Origin of the sequence: Dysgonomonas sp. GY617, assembly GCF_015233815.1 — a bacterium.
GTDB lineage: Bacteria > Bacteroidota > Bacteroidia > Bacteroidales > Dysgonomonadaceae > Dysgonomonas_A.
Window position 1 is genome coordinate 36,351 of the sequence record NZ_JADCLR010000006.1, and the last position, 21,797, is coordinate 58,147.

Here is a 21,797-nt window from a genome sequence, read left to right on the forward strand (position 1 = left end):
AGTCTTTCAAGCCATTTATATTCAAAAAAAATAAACAGCTGTTACTCATTCCTATATTGGAGAGGAGAAACACCTACATGATGTTTAAAATATCGACCAAAATGAGATGGGGTGGCAAAATTTAGATCATAGCTTATTTGTTGAATATTTGCATAGGTTGATTTTAGCATAGCCTTAGCTTCGAGAATAGTATATTCATCTATCCATTCTTTTGCATGCTTCCCCGTTAATTTAAATATTAAAGTAGAAAAATATTTAGGAGTAAGATATGCTTTGGCAGCATAAAACCCTATAGCCCTTTCTTTCTGAAAATTTGTTTCAATATCTTTTACAAACTTACGGAAAACCTTCTCACTTGCATTTAACGTATTCTTGTTGTTATTCTCGTTCTCTATTAATAATAGATTTGAAACTTCGCAGACCATTACACTCAAATAATTATATACAATCTGCTTACGATATATATTATTCTCATCCTCAATTACGCTCTCGATATAACTGAACAGAATGGAAAACAGTTCCATCTTCGAAAGTGGCAAAGAATGGCAAGGATATTCTCTCAACATATTCTGCAGATTGAAACTGTATTGATCGTTACTAAAATCAAAAAAACCAGGTTTCAAGCATATAATTTTAGCCCTGAAATCGTCACTTATTTCCATTACCTGAGATACTTTCTCCGGATGTATAATTATAAAATCGTTTTTATGGATTACATAAGTATCGTAACCTATATTGATTTTCAACGAACCTTCTTCACAGATTATAACAACACTAATATCTAATCTGACAGGGAAATCTGTTACAACCAAACGGCTAGAACCTTGCTCATTTTCTGTATAACTATTAAAAATGAAAAATTTATCTGACAATGAATTTGCAGATGAATGATTCAAAATAGTCTTTGTTTTTATATCCTTAATCTCGTCTTTCACAAAAACAACTTTTAAGATATCAAATATACTTAATTATTCCTCTTTCCATCTCAATACTCGACCTTTTGGATATTATTACAGCTCTTTGTGACAGATTTGAGAATGAGTAAATACGAACTTTGTCTCACAGAAAATTAAAAAGTATCTACTATTAAATAATCTATAAAATTCAATGAAACGATCGGCAATCTCTTTAATAATACTGCTAACAACACTCGCAACCACCAGTACCGCACAAATATCAACAGACAGTCTAACCCGGGGAGTAAGAAGCTTCGTTGCACGTAACTTCTCCGAAGTCCGTACATTCAATTTATATTGGGAAACAACCCCTGATCATGATTATACATTGATGCAAAATGGAAAGGAAATAGAAAACGGAAAATTTAGATCAGCAAACACAGTCAAGTTCTCAGCAACAGTTCCCGTTTTACTTCTTAAAAACTTCTCATTATATGCAAACGGGCAATTCAATTCTTATCAGTTTGAAGCAAACAACAAAATAAATGGAAACGAATCAGCTATATTCTCGAAAAATGAAGATGGTTATAATTATTATGAAGGATCTGTTACCGGAACTTACCGGACAAAAGCTGTAGGCAAACCTTTAATACTGATTGCTAGTGCGCTTGGTGACGGATGGCATAAAGGTTTTGGAAAAGCACAAGGTCTGTTTTCGGCTATAATGGTATTTAAACAATCTCCAACTACCAGCTTTAGCGTTGGTTTATACGGAACCATACTCTATGAAAAGATACCTGTGATACCTATAATCACTTATTGGCACGAGTTTAATCCAAACCTCAGTGTTGACATAACTTTACCGAGCAGGTCTTATCTACGCTACCAGCATAATAATCATCGTTTTTCTGCAGGTGCTTCATTGAGCAGTGAACATTTCTATATGGAATCGGGAATGGAGAATGTTCCAGAAGTTTCATTTTTTAATAGAGCAACCATTAAGCCCGAAATTGTCTATGAGTATATTATAAATAAACACTTCTATCTGATTGCTCGCTGTGGAGGATCAGCCCTTATAAATGGAGGTCTTTACGGTACAAACCGCAAAGGCATAGATGGAGATCCTTATGTAAAATTTAAACAACCAATGACTCCTTTCGTTAATGTTGGATTCTCTTATAATTTATTTAAATAAAGAGAATCTATAGAATTAAATATCACCTCACGTATCAAATAAAAATGAGGGCATAATAAATGTCCTCTACATTTGCTTTCAGATACTCTAAAGCTAAAAGCTAAATTTTATAAAGACTGGATTTGATTGGATTCGTAGATACTAAATCCTTCTTTTGGAGATTGTGCAATAGTATACATTGCTTGTGCCACTTTTTCGGCTTGTACAGGCTTATATTTTTTTAGTTTTCCGACTAATAAGAATGAAACAAGTTTCAATACAGCTTCTCCTATTTTCTCTTGGGCTCGTACCTCTTTACGAGGGCCTAACAAAGAAGCAGGACGAAAGACTGATGTACTTGATAAATTTACTTTTTTAATAGCTTCCTCAGACTCGCCCTTGGTTTTCAAATAGAAAACAGACGAACCTGCATTTGCGCCTATCGAAGTCACCATTAAATATTGTTGTACCCCATTTTCTTTTGCCATCTCAGCAAATCGAAGAGGATAATAATAATCAACTTTCTTGAAAGCTTCACGTGTTTTTGCTTGTTTGATTGTAGTTCCCAAACAACAAAATAAATCGTCACCCTGTACTAAATTGGCATACTTATCTAATTGATCGAAATCAATAACATGCTCAACTAATTTGGGATGCTTTCTGTTTATTTCTTTACGAACAAAAATAACAACAGAGCTATACTCTTCACTTTTAAGTAAGATATCAAGCAAGAAACTTCCGACTAAGCCGGAAGCTCCTAACAATATTGCGGTTTTATTATTGTTCATTTTTTTAGCAGTTCTAGATGTATAACAACCTTATACTCCTAATAGTTTTACAGCATCTACATATTGAGAAATACCCGAAGCCACACGCTTAGCTTCACGCATTGCCAGTACAACTGTTTGTGGAGTATGCACTACATCTCCTCCGGCAAATACACCTCTACGAGAAGTCATACCATAAGGATGTTCTTTAGTTGTAATATATCCACGCTCATCCACATCAATACCTAATGAAGTAGATACTATTCTGTTAGCAGGTTTAGAGCCAACAGCGAGAAATATTCTATCCACAGGTAAAGTTATTTCGCCATCAGCAGTATCAACCTTTAAACCCGATAGTATACGATTACCTTTAATATCTGTTCCTACAAACTCTTTTGTAGCTGCTTCTAACAAGAATTGAACTCCTTCAGCTTTAGCTTCTAGAAACTCTGATCTAAGAGCAGGCATATCTTCTTCTTTCTTTCGATATACAATAGTAACACTCTCCGCCCCCATACGCAAAGCCGTACGAGCTGCATCCATTGCCACATTTCCAGCTCCAATAATAGCAACTTTATCACCCGGTCTCAAAGGAACTTCTTCTCGGGCAATATCTCCACTTGCAAATAAGCTTACCATACGTAAGAAATATGCAGACTGAGAAACACCAAATAAATTACCGCCTTCGATATTTAACGATTGAGGAACCGAAGTACCCGAACCGATAAAAACGGCATCAAAACCTTCTTCAAACATTGCGTCTACCGTGACACTTTCTCCCACAATACAATTGTTGCGGAAAGTAACACCCAGAGCTTCTATTTTTTTAACCTCACGACGTGTTATTTCGTTCGGTAACCTGTATTCAGGAATACCATATAATAAAACGCCTCCGGGCTCTTTTTGTCCTTCAAAAACTACGACATTAAAACCATCCCGAGCCAAGTCTCCTGCAACAGTAAGACCCGCAGGTCCCGAACCAATAACAGCAACCTTACCTCTTGTTTTAGCCTTTAGTCGCTCTTTCGACAATCCCATTTCACTGTCGAAGTCAGCAATAAAGCGTTCCAGTTTTCCAACCCGAACAGGATTACCTTTTTTATTGAGAATGCAATGACCTTCGCATTGTTTTTCGTGCGGACATACTCTGCCACAAATTGCAGGAAGATTACTTTTTTCATTAATCAATTCCATTGCTCCACCAATATTACCTTTCGATAATTGATGTATCCATTCCGGAATTTTATGTTCGATCGGACAACCTTGTACGCATAACGGATTCTTGCAATTCAAGCATCGTTTAGCCTCATCAATGGCTTCCTTTAAAGTATAACCAGCATGTAACTCAGCCAGTCCTATAATTTGCTCTCTATCTATATCGCTATTCACTTTTTGTTTATTATGATTGTTCGAGGTAACAAATATAATCATTTTATGACACTTCGAGTAATCAATAAAACATATCACTCATATATATATTCTATAACAAGTGTAGTAATAACTTTATTCCACTACTATTTTTATATCCATCTTTATGTTTTCCACAGGACGGTCACTAGCATTTGTCTTCACTTTTTGTATTTGCTCTACAACATCAAAGCCTTCTACAACTTCACCAAATACGGTATATCCACCATCTAGCTTAGGTGTACCTCCAATTTCTTTATAAGCTTTTCGCTGCTCGGGTGTAAATACATTTGCAACATTAGTTGCAGCCTCTTCCTGAGCCTCAGCATATAATCGTTGTCTAAATTCGGCTAAAGAATCACGATCGCCACTACTGTAAAAGTCTTTAATAGCACTTTTATATTCTACTTGAAGCTCGTTAAATCTCGTTTGTACAGTTCTAGCCTGGCGTTCTTTTTCTATTTTAGTCAGATCTTTATCTGAATATTTCTTTCCTGTAACGATATAAAACTGAATAGCTGATGATTCTTTCTGAGGGTTTACATCATCACCTGTACGTGCAGCAGCTAAAGCTCCTCGCTTGTGGAAATATGTAGGTAATCTGAATTCTGCCGGAACTGTATAATCAAGATCGCCACCTCCTAAAGATGAACCATCGGCAGCAACTCTCGATTGAGGATCGCCTCCCTGAATCATAAAATCTTTGATTACACGATGAAATAACAAATCCTTATATGCACTGTCATTTACCAACTTCAAAAAATTATCTCTATGTAAAGGTGTATCATTATACAACTTTAGCTTGATATTACCAAGTGTTGTTTCGATTACAACTAAAGTATCCTTTTCTTGTGAATTAATATTGCTCATTGTTATAAAAATAAATAGTAATAAGGCCACTGACCTCTTTATTGTTCTTGTAAGTGTTGACATAGCTGACATATAATAACATGTTAAAATGGAAAGCACAAAGGTAAGGTTTTTTACTTATTTCTGATACATAAAATGAAAGACTCTCACAATGTTTACACCACATTATAAGAGTCTTTCGTTTTATATTGACTCAGCCTAAATATATAACATAGGCTTATTTACTTACCAAACAAACCGCCTAAAGCTCCTAGAATTCCTCCACCGCCTTTTCCACCGAATGCTCCCATAATCGATTCGATGCTAAATCCTTTATCATTAGGATCATTCACTTTTTGAGAAAACAAGCCCATTATGGCAGGTACAACTGCCGAAGCAATACTATTAGCGATATCTTTATTCAATCCTACTTTCTCGCTCAACGCATTTACTACTGAACTTTGCAGACCGCTCACAATATCTCCGCCACCTGCAAATCCACCACCTGAGAAAAGGCTGGTAATTGACGCTAGATTATCGGGAGTAAAATGCTCCTTCAATCCATCTACTATCGTAGAAGTGGTTGTTTCTACTGCTGCCTCTTTCTTATCTGCAGGAATTGCACTATTGTTGGTAATTGCAGGTAAAACCTGATCTTTCACTAAATCTATAATACCTTCTAACATGTTGTTTTAAATTTATGATAAGACTTAAAATCTTTGTGCTTCTTTTTTATTAAAACATGATCATTAATTTTTTGTTCAATGCAGCCAAAGACAATTTACAGTAACAATAGCAAAGTGTTGAGTCTTAATCCGCTCTTTATTAGAACCTAAATAAACATTTCAAGTTTCTGTATGTTAGATTATAATATAAAACATTGATTATATGAAAATAAAAGTTATCATCAGCATTATATTTGCTTTAATACTAGCACTTGTTATTATACTTTTTGTAAAAACTTTAGTTCATCCTTTTTACAAAACAGAAAGCACGAACAATGGTTCAACATTAAACACGTCTGCTTCTGAGAAAGCTATTAAACGTTTTGCGGGAGGTATTCGCATACCCACTATTAGTACAGATAATTATGAAGAAACAAACTTCAAGCCTTTTGATGAGTTTAAAGCATATCTATCAGAAGCCTACCCTATCATCTATAAAAACATGGACACTTTAACCGTAAATAAATACGGACTTGTATTCCATTGGAAAGGTAAAAACAAGAGTTTGAAATCCATTTTGTTTTTAGCTCATTACGATGTAGTACCTGTTATTGGTTACGATCCACAAACGGATACAGCTACAGATACCTTATTTCAACCTAATGACAATCCTATTGCACGTATAGACAGTATACAATCAAAATGGGACTATTCTCCTTTCTCGGGAGCAGTAGTTGATGGACGAATCTACGGACGAGGAACAATAGATATGAAATGCATGTTATTCTCTCTTTTTGAAGCTGCCGAGACCTTGATAAGCGAAGGGTTTCAACCAGAACAAGACATTTGGTTCGCATTTGGACAAGATGAAGAGGTTGGCGGACAGCAAGGAGCTGCTCTTATTGCAAGCTATTTCAAAGACAAAGGTTTAATCTTTGATGCTGTTTATGACGAAGGAGGTATAATAGCAGCACCCGGTTCTGCTTTAGAATCAATAAAGAAGCCGATGGCTCTTATTGGCACAGGAGAAAAAGGATTTCTTACATTAAGAATAAAAGCATTTGGACTAGGAGGACACTCATCAATGCCTCCGGCAAAAAGTTCGCTGGTTTATATTGCAGAGATTATAGAAAAGCTCAATAAAAATCAGATGAAAGCTCAGATAATACCTCCGATCACTTCATTCCTTAATAATATCGGAGGGGAGATGGATTTTATTTCGCGTATGGCTATAGCTAATCAGTGGTTATTGAAGCCTCTCCTATTTAGCTCGTTAAGTAAAAGCCCTACTGCTAATGCACTTATACGAACCACTACTGCTATCACCATGGCAAGGGGTAGCGATGCTCCCAATGTGCTCACATCGGTATCGGAAGTAACGGTCAATTTCCGCATTCTTCCGGGAGAAACTATTAATGATGTTATAAATCACGTAAAAGAGCTATGTAAGGGCTATGATGTAGAAATAAAAACGATGATAGCAAGAGAGTCATCTTCAGTATCTCCCGAAAACATAAATGCTTTTAAGGTAGTAAAGAAAACAATAGAACAACTCTATCCCAATGCTATCGTTTCATCCTATATTACAGTCGGAGGTACCGATGCTTATCAATACCAGGCTGTAAGTGATAATATATATCGCTTCTTACCTATTGACTTGAATTTATACGAGCAACGAACAATGCATAATGAGAACGAGCATATTACAATCGATAATTATGGCAAAATGATATGGTATTTCCAAGAATTGATGAAAACATATCAGAACGGACAGAATTAAATCACTTTTAAATATAAAAGAAGAGCGGTAGGAAATAATTTCCACCGCTCTTCTTTGTTTAGTATATCTTTTATCTGTATGCCAGATAATCAAATTTATTCGTACTCATCCCATGCTTTGATCTCAAGATCATCAATATCTACCTTACAGAATGCTTGGATAAACGCTGATGCTAATCGAGAATTTGTTAACAATGGAACATTAAAGTCGATAGAAGCTCTACGAATTTTGTATCCGTTATTCAACTCACCACTTGAGAAGTTCTTAGGAATATTCACTACTAAGTCAATCTCTTTATTCTGAATCATCTCTAAAGCTCCCGGTTTTTGATCTTCCGATGGCCAGTATACCTGAGTTGCAGGTACTCCGTTATCCACCAAGAATTTCTGAGAACCTCCGGTTGCATAGATATCATATCCTTTTTCGTGAAGCAATTGTGCAGCCTCTAACAATGCAACTTTAGATTTAGCAGGTCCTGTTGAGAACAATACTGTTTTCTTAGGAATGCGATAACCTACCGATAACATCGATTTTAGCATTGCATCGTGGAAATTATCTCCGATACATCCTACCTCACCTGTCGAAGCCATGTCAACTCCTAACACAGGGTCAGCCTTTTGCAGACGAGAGAAAGAGAACTGAGAAGCTTTGATTCCGACATAATCCAGGTCAAAAGCATTCTGACTTGGTTTCTCGACATCTTTACCCAACATTACCTGAGTAGCCAGTTCGATAAGATTTATCTTTAAGATCTTCGATACGAATGGGAATGAACGAGATGCTCTCAAGTTACACTCGATCACCTTTATCTCATTTTCTTTGGCTAGGAATTGGATATTGAATGGTCCTGTGATTTGTAGTGCATGAGCTATCTCACGAGCTACTTTTTTCACTCGGCGGATAGTTTCTACATACAGACGTTGTGCAGGAAACTGAATTGTAGCATCTCCAGAGTGAACTCCGGCAAACTCGACGTGTTCAGAAATGGCGTACATAACGATATCTCCCTTGTTTGCCACAGCATCGAATTCTACTTCTTTTGCATTCTCGATAAACTCCGATACAACAACCGGATGTTTTTGAGAAACCTCAGCAGCCAATCCTAAGAAGTTTTCCAACTCCTGATCATTAGAACATACATTCATCGCCGCACCCGAAAGTACATACGATGGACGTATCAAAACCGGATAACCGACTTCGTCTACGAAGAGTTTGATATCTGCTAGAGAAGTCAATTCTTTCCAGCGAGGTTGATCTACTTTTATTCTATCCAACATGCTAGAGAATTTGTGACGATCCTCTGCATTGTCTATACTTTTAGCTGTTGTTCCTAAGATGTTCACTTTAGCTTCATCCAGACGGATAGCCAAGTTATTAGGTATCTGACCTCCTACCGAAAGGATTACCCCGTGAGGATTTTCCAGTTCGATGATATCCATCACACGCTCGTAAGTCAACTCATCAAAGTACAGGCGGTCACACATATCATAGTCAGTAGAAACCGTTTCGGGATTATAGTTGATCATTACCGAGCGGTATCCTTCTTTGCGGACAGTTTGCAGGGCATTCACCGAACACCAGTCAAACTCTACCGAAGAACCGATACGATAAGCTCCCGAACCGAGCACAATAACCGATTTTTTATCTCCTAAATATTGTACATCATTAGTTCTACCATTATAAGTCAGATACAAGTAATTGGTTTGTGCAGGATATTCCGCAGCCAATGTATCAATCTGCTTAACAACGGGTACTATCCCATTGTGTTTTCTTATTGTACGGATATCTCTTGCTGCATTGTCTACAAGACTAGCATCCTTGCAAATTGTTTTCGCAATTTGAAAATCCGAGAATCCTTTTTGTTTCGAAGTACGAAGCAAATCAATTGGTAGCGATTGTATATCGTCGTATCTCTTTAATTCTTCCGAACATTTAAAGATATAATGCAATTTTTGCAAGAACCATCTGTCTATTTTTGTAAGGTCATGAATCTTTTCGATATCATATCCTTTAGCAAAAGCCTGATAAATATAGAATATACGTTTATCTGTAGGGTTGCTCAATTCGTAGTCGATATCATCTACCGGAAGAGGCTTGTTAGCCGTAAATCCGTGCATACCGATATTCAACATACGAAGTCCTTTTTGGATAGCTTCTTCGAAGTTACGACCGATAGCCATAATCTCTCCGACAGACTTCATACTTGAACCGATTTCTTTAGATACTCCATGGAATTTTCCTAAATCCCAACGAGGTATTTTTACTACGATGTAGTCTAGTGCTGGCTCAAAAAATGCACTGGTTGATTTGGTTACCGAGTTTTTCAATTCGAATAATCCATAACCTAAACCTAGTTTCGCAGCAACAAAAGCTAAAGGATAACCCGTTGCTTTAGATGCCAAGGCAGATGAACGGCTTAGACGAGCATTTACTTCGATTACACGATAGTCCTCCGACTCGGGATCAAAAGCATATTGTACATTACACTCCCCTACTATACCGATGTGTCTTACAATTCGGATAGCAATCTCACGTAACTTGTGGAATTCTGTATTTGTAAGTGTTTGTGATGGTGCAACCACGATACTCTCTCCGGTATGAATACCAAGTGGATCGAAGTTTTCCATGTTACAAACAGTCATACAGTTGTCATACTTGTCGCGTACAACTTCGTATTCTATTTCTTTCCATCCTTTTAGAGATCTTTCTACTAAAAGTTGAGAAGAGTAATTCAATGCTTTTTCAGCAAGAGCGCGTAGTTCTTGCTCGTTGTTACAGAATCCTGAACCCAGTCCTCCTAAAGCATAGGCTGCACGTACAATGATAGGATAACCTAGTTCGGCTGCCGCTTTTACAGCATCTTCGATAGATCCTACTGCCATACTTTTGATGGTTTTCACATCTATCTGATCCAACTTTTGAACAAACAATTCACGATCTTCGGTGTCCATGATTGCCTGAACAGGAGTTCCCAAAACTCTCAGGTTATATTTTTCAAGAATACCTTGTTCGAATAGTTGAACCCCGCAATTCAATGCAGTCTGTCCACCAAAAGCAAGAAGTATTCCGTCAGGTTTTTCCTTTTGAACTACTTTCTCCACAAAGTATGGAGTAATAGGTAGGAAATATATTTTATCTGCACTTCCTTCCGAAGTTTGCACTGTAGCAATATTCGGATTGATTAGTACTGTTTCGATTCCTTCTTCCTTCAAAGCTTTCAAGGCTTGAGATCCCGAGTAGTCAAACTCTCCGGCTTCCCCAATCTTTAGTGCTCCCGAACCGAGTACCAGTACTTTCTTTATATTTTTATCCATGTTGGCGTATATTTTTAAGAATCAGTAATAATGAAAAGGTCTGCGACCTCTTACAGTTTATCAAAAAACATATCGAATATGAAATCTGTATCAGTAGGTCCACTAGCAGCTTCGGGGTGAAACTGAGCAGAGAAGAATGGCTTCGTTTTGTGACGAATACCTTCATTAGTTCCATCATTTAGGTTGGTGAACAATGGTTCCCAATCTTCGCCTAGAGATGAATTTGATACAGCAAATCCATGATTTTGAGAAGTAATGAAACATCTTTCACTATTTGCTAATCTTACAGGTTGATTGTGGCTACGGTGTCCGTATTTCAACTTGTAAACAGTAGCACCTCCTGCTTTTGACAACAGTTGATTACCCATACAAATTCCACAGATAGGCTTACCTGTTTCCATTGCTTTGCGTATATTTTGTACTGTTACTTCACAAAAATCAGGGTTACCCGGTCCATTAGAAATAAACAATCCGTCAAACTCTATTTGATTAAAATCATAATCCCAAGGCACACGTATAAGAGTGATGTCTCTCTTCAAAAGACAGCGTATTATATTGTGCTTCACTCCACAATCTACCATCACTACTTTCTTAGCTCCGGTTCCGTAAGTGATAACTTCTTTACAACTCGCTTTTGCAACCTGATTTTCGATATTAGGGTCAAGAAAGTCAATTTCGTTCTCATCTCCAAAAACGATTTTACCTTTCATCGAACCTTTTTCTCTAAGAATTTTGGTCAACTCACGTGTATCAATACCATAAACTCCTGGAACATTATGCTCTTTAAGCCATTCGCCCAGACTTTTCTTTGCATTCCAGTGAGAATATTCATGCGAGTAATCTGATATAATCAAACCACTAATCTGAATTTTTTCCGACTCAAAAAAGTCTGAAATACCATTGGTAAAAGAATCCTCTGGAACTCCATAATTACCAACTAAAGGAAACGTAACTGTGAGGATTTGTCCTATGTAAGAAGGGTCGGTTAGACTCTCTGGATAACCCACCATAGCAGTACTGAATACCACTTCGCCGGCAGCCGCAGTTTCGGCACCAAAAGACCTTCCGTCAAAGATAGTCCCATCATCAAGAATCAATCGTACAGGTTTGTCTGTCTGCATTTTGCGATAGAATTATTATATTAAAAATGAGTGTTTATTCGTTCACAGGTAGGTAAAAAAAAGGAACAAGAGTTACGAGAACCTGTTCCTTTTATACCTTATATATTTTTTCGTTGTAATCATCTATAAATATCGTCTCAAATACCCTATGAATATCTGAGTTACAAAAGTAATAATAATATTGTAATATTAAAGCATATTTTATTGATAAATAATTATAAATTCATATCTAAAAAAGGATGCAGGCAGAAAATCATTTCCACCTGCATTATTCCTTTAACTAAATTCCCTATTCGTATTTATTTTACATCCAATTCCATTTGTAAACGAAACTCCTCTTTCGTTTCTTCCCACCGGTCGGCGACATTACCGAAAAGATTGAATGTATCTCTATCCATAAAATCATTTGTGTTCTTATAACTATGTATCATCTGATCGTAATAAGCCTCGGGAATACCTGTTTTTAAGAATTCTTCGCGACTCATCTCAAAAACCATACGATTATCTTTTACTTTGGTATATTTAAGCATTAATGTAGTTATAGATATGGCTAACTTTTTCTGCTCAGGTGTATATATTTTCATAGGAGGAGTAATCGAATCGCCATTGAACAGAAGGCTATCAGGTATAATCAGAATATCTTTGATGCTGTCCGGCCAATGCCATTCTGCGTCTTGCGGAGTACTATTCACTGCATTCCCAATCAATCCACAGATAGGAAATATTGCTAAAACTAATAATATAAATAATCCTTTCTTTACAATTCCTTTATTCATTTTGATGTTTTTACTTCATTAATTCCCACGACCCAAATCCTCCGTATTGGTCTCCAATCTGAAGGTATAATTCACCATTGCAATTGCTACTCTTTAGAGCTATTTCCGTGGATCTAACCCAAAATTTTGTAGCATGCAGGCTATCTAAAGTAAAAGCACCGCTTTGTACAGATACTCCGCATGTGATTATCGTATAAGGTAAGCTTTTAGGCACACAAGAATGAAATCTCACTTTCTTATAGCCTGCTGGAATAAATATTTTTTCCTTTACTGCCTGCATATCACTAACCTTGAAAAATCCACTTGTTTTATTTGAAAAAAGCATTTTTTGAGAACTATCCAGATTAATTCTTTGCCCTCCATGCTTTTCCGATTCAGCCACTAACCTGTTAATTTTACCCAAATCTACTATACCCTTCGATATTCCAATGGAGAAATTCCCATTTTTAAGCATTCCTTTTCAGAAACACGCAAGCTGTATCTATTATTTTTTATATCAACATGCTTAAACAGCCCATCATTAATCTCCGCTGAACTATCTACTTTCATCTTCTGGCTTAATACATTACTTATTTGCTTCTGTCTTGTCTCCATTTGCTTTTATTTATAATCAATTGATAAAGCATAAATAGTATACTATACTTCATTACATAGATAATTTTTATAGAAAGTAATAGACGAAATGAGCGATTTATCCATACTAAGTATATTTATTGTATTTTTGTATTTTACAATTTAAAATAGAACGTTATTATGATGAAGCCCCGTCTTGGTATGACTGCCCGAACAGGAGAAAAATGCCCAAAAAGTGGAGTATGGAGAGCTATGGGAGTACCAGAAACTGTTACACAATCAGTTTCCAGAGGAAACAGAATGCCTGCACTTGGCAATAAAAATGTAGGCTGGAAACTTGTTATTATGTTCTAAAAACATACTCAATATAATCGCTATTTTGTAGTTTATAATTATGACTTACAAGATAGTACGATAAAATGCCGACTCCTATGAAAAACCTACTATTATTAATCTTACTAAGTATTATTACAGCAAATCTATCGGCTCAATACAATAGAGATAGAGATGATATATATAGAAATATATCAATTGATATATTGGGTGATTTACAATATTACAATAGTAACGGTTCTAAAGCATCACTCAAGAAAAATATATTTGATGATGTAATATATAATGATAGCAGAAACAATGAAAGCAAATATACAAAAGAGCAATGGGCTGAGCTTTTAGAAAAATTTAATGGTGATAAGAAAGACTGTTTTGCTTGGCTTATCAGGTTAAACAAAGGCTACGAAAATCAAAAAAACAGAACATTCAAAGAATATATTCGGAGACGAAATACGAAAAGATAATAGAGGTAATTCAGAAACCTATAAACGCGATATACTTGGCAATCTTGTTTACGAAAATAATAAAAATCAAAAAGCTACTTTCACAAAAGAATTATCAGATAGATGGAAATATGAGGATAGCAAGAACAACAGAAAGAGCTATTCTTATAGCGAATGGGAGAAACTTATAGAAAAATACCATTCCGAAGAAGCTATATTCAAACTATTAGTAAACCAATATCTACTGTCCGATTTGTAAGTAACCTCTATATCATTTAATTATTCCCTTCTCTTTATTATCTTTGCATCCTCAAAATAAGTGCGGTAAATAATTGATGCTGTTATTTTCTGGCACAACCATTGTAAATAGAAATGCTTAACAAAGCAATAAACAGGTCTGTGACCTTTAGAGAAATAGAAAAGTGATATACCCCGATAATTTTGAATATAAGATAGGCTTCGATAAGATCAGACAATTTCTTACCGACAAATGCCTGAGCACCTTGGGAGAAGAGAAAGTATTTGATATGGCTTTTTCTTCCGACTTCGACTTGATACAAAGTCAACTTTCGCAAACAGAAGAATTTATACGCATCATTCAGGAAGAGGACAATTTTCCAGTCAATCACTTCTTTGATGTGCGTCCTGCACTGAAAAACATCAGAGTAGAAGGAACATGGTTAGACGAAAGTGCAGTATTTGACCTTCGCCGATCGTTACAAACCATCAGAGATATTGTTAGTTTCCTAAAAAAAGAAGATGAAGAAAATACCCCCTACCCACATCTACAAAAACTGGCGGGCGAGGTACTTATTTTCCCGCAACTTTTGACTAAGATAGATGCGATACTTGATAAATATGGAAGAATCAAAGACAATGCATCTTCTGATCTCAATCGTATCCGTAAGGAAATAACGCATGTATCGGGAGGTATTTCCCGAAGCTTAAATGCAATATTACGTGCTGCACAATCGGAAGGATTGGTAGAAAAAGATGTAACACCTACTATGCGTGACGGTCGCTTGGTAATACCCGTTGCCCCTGCCTTCAAGCGTAAACTAAAAGGTATTGTACATGACGAGTCGGCATCTGGTAAAACCGTATTTATAGAGCCTGCCGAAGTAGTGGAAGCCAACAATCGTATACGCGAATTGGAAAGCGAAGAACGCAGGGAAATTGTAAAAATACTTATTGCTTTTACTGACGAAGTACGTCAGTTGACACCCGATATAGTTCAATCGTATGAATTTTTGGCATGGATAGATTTTATTCGTGCTAAGGCTCGCTTTGCGTTAGATATTGAAGCTATAAAACCAACTGTTGAAAACAAACAACAAGTTGGATGGGATAAGGCGAAACATCCTCTACTCTATCTATCACACAAGAAACAGAACAAATCGATCATACCTCTTGATATTTGGCTAGACGACGAAAACCGACTACTCATTATATCAGGACCTAATGCTGGAGGAAAGTCCGTATGCCTTAAAACTGTCGGGTTACTGCAATATATGGTACAATGTGGATTACTCATACCATTAGCCGAAAGTTCTAAAGTTGGTGTTTTTGATAAGATATTTATAGATATAGGTGACGAGCAATCAATAGAAAATGACCTAAGTACATACAGTTCTCACCTTACCAATATGAAAATATTTGTGCGTAACTGTGATTCAAAGTCACTGTTGCTCATCGATGAATTTGGGGGAGGTACCGAACCCCAGATAGGTGGAGCTATTGCCGAATCGCTCTTGAAACGTTTTAACGAAAAAGAATCGTTTGGAGTAATTACAACGCACTATCAGAATCTTAAGCATTTTGCCAACGAACACAAGGGCGTTGTAAATGGTGCTATGCTTTACGATCGGCACTTGATGCAACCCTTGTTTACATTATCAATAGGTAATCCGGGAAGTTCATTTGCTATAGAAATTGCACGCAAAATAGGTTTGCCCGAAGACGTAATTGCCGAAGCCTCAGAAATTGTAGGTAGCGATTATATCAATATGGATAAGTATCTACAAGACATCGTTCGCGACAGACGCTATTGGGAAACCAAACGACAAAGTGTTCGACAAAAAGAAAAACGTTTAGAGGAAATAACCTCTCAATACGAAACAGACTTAACCGATGTTGGTAAACAACGTAAAGAGATTATTCGCCAAGCCAAGGAAGAAGCCCAACGTCTACTTTCGGAAGCAAATGCTAAAATAGAAAATACAATCCGCAGCATAAAAGAGGCTCAGGCTGAAAAAGAAAAAACGAAAGAAGTACGTCAAGGTTTTGCTGCTTTTAAAGAGAAGTTAGAAGCTGAAGATATTCAGACGGATGATAAAATCAGCCGTAAAATTCAGAAACTCCAAGAGAGAGAAAAGAACAAAAATGAAAAGCCCAAAGTTACTAAAGAAGAAAAATTACAAACTATTTCTGTTGGAGACAGCGTTCGCATGAAAGGACAAACGTCGGCAGGAGAAGTAATGGATATTCAAGGAAAGAATGCAGTTGTAGCTTTTGGTATGATAAAGTCAACCGTAAAACTGGAGACTCTCGAAAAAGTCAGCAAGAATCAAATCAAACGCGAATCTCAGAAAAGTACATTCGTCAGTTCTCAGACCAGCGATATGACTTACGACAAAAAACTGAACTTCAAACAAGAAATTGATTTACGGGGAATGCGTGGTGAAGAAGCCCTACAAGCTGTAATGTATTTTATTGATGATGCTATACAAATTGGAGCAGGACGTGTCCGCATACTTCATGGAACAGGCACAGGAGCTTTACGACTCATCATCAGAGATTATCTTCGCACAGTACATGGCGTGAAAAATTATCAGGATGAGCATGTTCAATTAGGCGGATCAGGTATTACAGTAGTAGATTTAGAATAAGTTTCTTTTTACTTAAACTTAAGCCAAGTCCAGATAGGGTAGTGATCGGAATATTTCACATCGCCTACCGTACAGTTATAAGATTGCAAATTGAGGCTGTGCATTATATAGTCTATTCTAAAATAAAATCCATCTTCGTGATAGGTAATTCCCATACCACGACCTGTATATTTAAAAGAATCTAAGAAACTCCCCTTTATCGTTTCGTACGCATACGATATGGGGGGTTCATTAAAGTCTCCACAAACAATCATAGCATCAGTCTTATCTCGTTGCAGCTTTATACAGTCCGCAATAATATTGGCTTGCACAGCTCTTGCTTTAAAAGCAGGATCCAAGTGACTACGAATAGTTTGAGTTACGGCATCCAATTTATTCCTATTTCTATCAATAACCAACTCTTTAAACAGAATCTTATCTTCGTAAGTAAGCCTATTAGACTCTAAGTGATTATTCACTATGGTTACCGACTTTTTACCTATCTTGATCTCATACATTCCCGAACCGTTAAAAGCACTTTCAATAGGTACTCTAGCTACTTTCTCAATAGGGAATTTAGAATAGCATGCCAACCCATACATACACGAATTTATAGTATCTCCCAATCTTATTATCGACCGATAAGGGTATTCAACCATTATTGCATCCAATTCCTCCAAAGAGATTATCTTATCCGTATTATTTTTGCTTTTTTTCTCCTCCACAGCAAACTCCTGCATACAAATAATATCAGCTCCACTATTGGCTATATACGAAAATATAGGATTGTTCCGAGCCTCATCCCCTGTTAACCAATCGAAGCCTCTGACATTATAAGACATAACCTTAAAGGTTTTAGAGGGGATAGTTTTAGTAGGAGAATTTAGAGGTATATAAGTACTGATGGCGCTCCAACAAAAAACGAGAGCCACAAATTGGATAACAGCATATTTCCAGCGAAGAAAAACAATCCATACAAGGAGAAAACAAATATTTATAAATAACAGAATTGGAAAGCCCAATCCGAGATAAGATACAAATACAAATTCGAACGGAGATGTTAGAGGTGCTAACGTAGAAAGAAACAACAATAAGAAAAATAATACGTTGAAAGACAGGATCATATACTTCAATCCTTTACTTACGTTTATTGCCCAATACTTACCTTTAATACCCATAGTTTATAACCCGTCTTTTCTTTTAAACAACGAAGATATACTTATCTGTTCAAATCGGTTGTATTCTTTAATACTCTTTAATAGAAAAGAAACAATAAACATCAACATTTGTTTGCTTAAGCAATAAACTAGGAAGCCATTTTATAGGAATAAGAAAGTCTCGGATATAAGCACAAAAAAAGTTTCTTCTATGCGAGAAGAAACTTAATATCTATAATAATAAAACCCGAATAGTGTTAGTAGCTTCGGGGTAGTTGTCTTAGAAGGGACATTCTACCCCATGCTTAAAAAATAATTAGTTAGTGTGCTCGAGAAAGCTCGTTCGTATTAATAGAGTACAAAAACTTCAAAATTCCATAAATGAGGAAAAAAAATATTAATCATTTTTGTAAGGAATGCTTTTCGACTCACAAATTTCAATGACTTGACTCTTCACTTTTTTCAAGTCATCGTACTTTAATCCACTGATATCCACTGTATATTGTTTACCATCGGTCTCTAACATTTTCAGATAGCTTATACCCAATGCAATTTCTCTTATACTAATCCATTCTGCTTTATATACCGACTTTTGATTAGGCATCTTTACATAAATACTATCCGAGTTCATAATAAATATAGGACGGGCAGCCCATACTGTTGCATTCAGAATAAGAATAGCTCCTAATACTATAAGAACGAGTGACGCAAAAAAATCGAAAGTAAAAGTATTGGCCAGTGCTTGCATTACCGATTGATATAATCCCAAAAGAATTGCATAACCACCAACAATAAAAAATAAAGTCTTTTGACTTTTCGAGTCATTATAATTAATTACATATTCATTCATAGTGCTTCTTTTTAATTTTATTTATGACAAAGGTAAAATATTAGCCGATATTCCAGACGTAAATGATTTCTAAAATAAAAACGTTTTTTCGCAATAATAGAACGAATATGCTTGAAAATCTGATAATATCAACAAAAATAAAGACAAGAAATAGTCTTAATACGGAAAAAATTTTATTAATTTGTGTTATAAGAAAATTAAGAAGTGGATTACCGAACCTAATTACCCCCTATTATGAATGAGAATATTGATCCTGCATTGCCTCTAAACGAAGAAACAGAGAATAAACAAGAGCAAGCAGAAGTAACTACTGAGCCTCAAGTATCAGAAGCTAAAACTTTTACAAAAGAGGAAATTATAAAGAGCTTACAAGAATTATCAGCTAAAACAGAAGTACCTACGCGTGCCGATGTAGATAATTTGAAACAATCGTTCTACAAATTAAAGTCTACAGAGAATGAAACTCTAAAGGAGCAATTTGTAGCTGATGGTGGTGATATTAATTCGTTTGTTCTTCCAAGCGATCCGCTTGAAGAAGAATTTAAAATACTTCTTAATACTATAAAAGAAAGAAGAGCTAAAGCTTTGGCCGATGAGGAAAAAGTAAAAGAAGATAATCTCCTAAAGAAAGAGAGAATTATTGAAGCTATAAAAAATCTAACTGAAAGCACAGACGATTTTAATAAACTATACAAAGAATTTAAAGACCTACAACAACAATGGAACGAGATTAAACTTATTCCTGCCGCAAAGGTTAACGAAATATGGAAAGCATATCAGCTGCACTCTGAAAAGTTCTATGATCTGATAAAGATCAATAATGAATTCAGAGATTACGACTTCAAAAAGAATTTGGAAATAAAAACTGGTATTTGCGAAGTTGTTGAAAAACTTCAAGAAGAATCAGATGTAGTTTCGGCATTCCACCAATTGCAGAATTTCCATCAACAATGGAGAGAAATAGGACCCGTTGCCAAAGAATTCAGAGACGAAATATGGGAACGCTTCAAAGCTGCATCTACTGAAATCAACAAAAAACATCAAAGCCACTTCGAAGAACTTAAAGGTCAGGAAGAAAACAACCTAACCGAAAAGACTGCGATATGCGATACTTTAAAAGCGATTGATTACTCTCAACTTAAAAACTTTAAGGATTGGGATGAGAAAAGCCATGAGATTATTGCACTTCAAGCGAAATGGAAGACAATAGGATTTGTTCCTAAAAAGGTAAACAGCCAGATATTCGAACAATACCGTGCTTTATGCGATACTTTCTTCGAGAAAAAAGCAGAATTCTTCAAACATCAAAAAGATGACATGGAAGAAAACCTCAACAAGAAGAGAGCACTTTGCGAAAAGGCTGAGGCATTGAAAGACAGTACTGACTGGAGAAAAACAACTGACGAACTTATTGCAATCCAAAAAGAATGGAAAACAATAGGAGCAGTACCTCGTAAATATTCGGATGCTATCTGGAAACAATTTGTAACTGCTTGCGATTATTTCTTCGAACAAAAGAACAGCAATACCTCTTCTCAAAAAGAAGAAGAGGTTGCCAACCTTGCCAAGAAGAAAGAAATTATAGAAAAAGTAAATGCTTTATCTGAACAAACAGATCTTGCTGATCCTATGGGTACTTTACGTGAACTTATGGATGAGTGGCATCAGGTAGGCTTTGTTCCTTTCAAAGAAAAAGACAAAATCTACAAAGAATACCAAGCTGCACTTGATGTTCAATTTGATCGTCTGAAAATGGATAAATCGGAGCGCAGACTTCAATCATTCAAATCGAATGTAGATGATATTGCTAAATCTGAAAGACCTAAAGGAAGATTGTTCAGAGAAAGAGACAAATTGATGCACCAATTCAACAAAGTAAAATCTGATTTGCAGACTTACGAGAACAACATGGGATTCCTTTCTATATCAAAAGGAGCTAGTGGTCTGTTGAAAGACATGGAGCACAAAATTCAAGATTTGAAGAACGAATTGGAACTTATTGCTCAGAAAATAGAAACTATTGATACCAATCTAAACTCTATCGATTAGTATTTAAAATCAAGTATATAAAGAAGGCAAATCCATTGATTTGCCTTCTTTGTTTTCCATAAAATAAAAAAATTAGGAAATACACACAAACATTATCTAGATTTGGATGTTATTATTTAAAATCACTTTAAATTATAACTTGACTATAAATTAATATAGAAAAGAAAAAAAAATACTGAATTATGAGTAAAATAGCGATCGTTTATGGAACTTCAACCGGTGCAACCGAAGGTGTAGCATCTAAAATTGAAAAAGTATTAGGAAATGCGGAAACTCAAATCTTCGACGTAGCCAGAGTTACTGTTGATCAATTGAAACCTTTTGATTTTCTAATTTTAGGAGCATCAACTACTGGTTATGGTGATCTTCAAGATGATTGGGACTCTTTCCTTCCTAAATTCAAAACACTTGATTTTACAGGAAAAAAAGTAGCATTATTCGGATTAGGAGACAGTTCTTCTTATTCTGATACTTTTGCAAACGGTATGGCTGTTATTTACGAAGCTATTAAAGACAATGTAAAAATTGTTGGAGCAGTATCTACAGAAGGTTACACTTACGATGACTCAGAGGCTGTTGTTGATGGAAACTTTGTAGGCTTAGCGTTAGACGAAGATAATGAATTTGACCAAACTGATGCTCGTATTGCTGCATGGGTAAAAGATCTTAAACAATACATTTAAGTATATACACTATATGACAACAAATGGCCCGACTTTATAGAGTCGGGCCATTTACATTTTATCCCTATTGTTTTAGCTATTTATGCCCCTCAC

The 21,797-nt window shown here is 35.9% G+C and carries 18 protein-coding genes; 7 read left to right on the top strand and 11 right to left on the bottom strand.

All coding sequences use genetic code 11. The features are described 5' to 3' along the window. Positions 1–41 precede the first annotated feature (41 nt). Positions 42–935: a helix-turn-helix domain-containing protein gene (locus tag IR022_RS20235; protein ID WP_050708900.1), complete on the bottom strand. Its 894-nt coding sequence runs from the start codon at positions 933–935 to the stop codon at positions 42–44. 172 nt (positions 936–1,107) lie between these two features. On the opposite strand from IR022_RS20235, the gene IR022_RS06510 reads away from it, so the two are divergent. Then, positions 1,108–2,091, top strand: coding sequence for a hypothetical protein (locus tag IR022_RS06510; RefSeq protein ID WP_194203106.1), 984 nt, complete (start codon positions 1,108–1,110; stop codon positions 2,089–2,091). 107 nt (positions 2,092–2,198) lie between these two features. Here the strand turns inward: IR022_RS06510 and IR022_RS06515 are convergent, their stop codons facing one another. The 4 genes from IR022_RS06515 to IR022_RS06530 form a co-directional block, all read right to left on the bottom strand. Continuing rightward, positions 2,199–2,858, bottom strand: coding sequence for an oxidoreductase (locus tag IR022_RS06515; RefSeq protein WP_194203107.1), 660 nt, complete (start codon positions 2,856–2,858; stop codon positions 2,199–2,201). A 30-nt stretch (positions 2,859–2,888) separates the two neighbouring features. After that, a complete protein-coding gene (locus IR022_RS06520) occupies positions 2,889–4,268 on the bottom strand; it encodes an NAD(P)-dependent oxidoreductase (RefSeq protein WP_194203108.1) in 1,380 nt (459 codons plus the stop codon). Positions 4,269–4,340: 72 nt separating this feature from the next. Further along, complete coding sequence (locus IR022_RS06525) at positions 4,341–5,114, bottom strand: peptidylprolyl isomerase (RefSeq protein ID WP_199330280.1); 774 nt, start codon at positions 5,112–5,114, stop codon at positions 4,341–4,343. A gap of 221 nt (positions 5,115–5,335) precedes the next feature. Further along, positions 5,336–5,779: a DUF937 domain-containing protein gene (locus tag IR022_RS06530; protein WP_194203109.1), complete on the bottom strand. Its 444-nt coding sequence runs from the start codon at positions 5,777–5,779 to the stop codon at positions 5,336–5,338. Between the two features lie 202 nt (positions 5,780–5,981). On the opposite strand from IR022_RS06530, the gene IR022_RS06535 reads away from it, so the two are divergent. Next, complete coding sequence (locus IR022_RS06535; RefSeq protein ID WP_194203110.1) at positions 5,982–7,538, top strand: M20/M25/M40 family metallo-hydrolase; 1,557 nt, start codon at positions 5,982–5,984, stop codon at positions 7,536–7,538. Between the two features lie 95 nt (positions 7,539–7,633). Here IR022_RS06535 and carB read toward each other — a convergent pair whose 3' ends face one another. The 4 genes from carB to IR022_RS06555 form a co-directional block, all read right to left on the bottom strand. Further along, a complete protein-coding gene (gene carB, locus IR022_RS06540; RefSeq protein ID WP_050708906.1) occupies positions 7,634–10,852 on the bottom strand; it encodes a carbamoyl-phosphate synthase (glutamine-hydrolyzing) large subunit in 3,219 nt (1,072 codons plus the stop codon). A 50-nt stretch (positions 10,853–10,902) separates the two neighbouring features. Beyond that, entirely contained in the window at positions 10,903–11,973 is a 1,071-nt protein-coding gene (gene carA, locus IR022_RS06545) for a glutamine-hydrolyzing carbamoyl-phosphate synthase small subunit (protein ID WP_050708907.1), read from the bottom strand. A gap of 299 nt (positions 11,974–12,272) precedes the next feature. Continuing rightward, positions 12,273–12,749, bottom strand: a complete 477-nt coding sequence (locus IR022_RS06550) for a hypothetical protein (protein WP_194203111.1) — start codon at positions 12,747–12,749, stop codon at positions 12,273–12,275. A gap of 10 nt (positions 12,750–12,759) precedes the next feature. Further along, positions 12,760–13,203, bottom strand: coding sequence for a hypothetical protein (locus IR022_RS06555; protein ID WP_194203112.1), 444 nt, complete (start codon positions 13,201–13,203; stop codon positions 12,760–12,762). Between the two features lie 299 nt (positions 13,204–13,502). Here IR022_RS06555 and IR022_RS06560 point away from each other — a divergent pair, with 299 nt between their 5' ends. The 3 genes from IR022_RS06560 (at position 13,503) to IR022_RS06570 (ending at position 16,986) form a co-directional block, all read left to right on the top strand. Further along, positions 13,503–13,676, top strand: coding sequence for a hypothetical protein (locus tag IR022_RS06560; RefSeq protein ID WP_185099945.1), 174 nt, complete (start codon positions 13,503–13,505; stop codon positions 13,674–13,676). Between the two features lie 77 nt (positions 13,677–13,753). Continuing rightward, positions 13,754–14,119, top strand: a complete 366-nt coding sequence (locus IR022_RS06565) for a hypothetical protein (protein ID WP_194203113.1) — start codon at positions 13,754–13,756, stop codon at positions 14,117–14,119. Positions 14,120–14,520: 401 nt separating this feature from the next. Continuing rightward, positions 14,521–16,986 carry an endonuclease MutS2 gene (locus tag IR022_RS06570; RefSeq protein ID WP_194203114.1) on the top strand — a complete coding sequence of 822 codons (2,466 nt, stop codon included), beginning with the start codon at positions 14,521–14,523 and terminating at the stop codon, positions 16,984–16,986. Between the two features lie 8 nt (positions 16,987–16,994). Here the strand turns inward: IR022_RS06570 and IR022_RS06575 are convergent, their stop codons facing one another. After that, positions 16,995–18,143, bottom strand: a complete 1,149-nt coding sequence (locus IR022_RS06575; RefSeq protein ID WP_194203115.1) for an endonuclease/exonuclease/phosphatase family protein — start codon at positions 18,141–18,143, stop codon at positions 16,995–16,997. A 376-nt stretch (positions 18,144–18,519) separates the two neighbouring features. Further along, entirely contained in the window at positions 18,520–18,972 is a 453-nt protein-coding gene (locus tag IR022_RS06580) for a hypothetical protein (protein ID WP_050708913.1), read from the bottom strand. Positions 18,973–19,206: 234 nt separating this feature from the next. Between IR022_RS06580 and IR022_RS06585 the strand changes: the two genes are divergently transcribed. Both IR022_RS06585 and IR022_RS06590 read left to right on the top strand, forming a co-directional pair. Further along, positions 19,207–21,021, top strand: coding sequence for a DUF349 domain-containing protein (locus IR022_RS06585; protein ID WP_194203116.1), 1,815 nt, complete (start codon positions 19,207–19,209; stop codon positions 21,019–21,021). 182 nt (positions 21,022–21,203) lie between these two features. Next, positions 21,204–21,704 carry a flavodoxin gene (locus tag IR022_RS06590; RefSeq protein WP_194203117.1) on the top strand — a complete coding sequence of 167 codons (501 nt, stop codon included), beginning with the start codon at positions 21,204–21,206 and terminating at the stop codon, positions 21,702–21,704. Positions 21,705–21,797 lie beyond the last annotated feature (93 nt).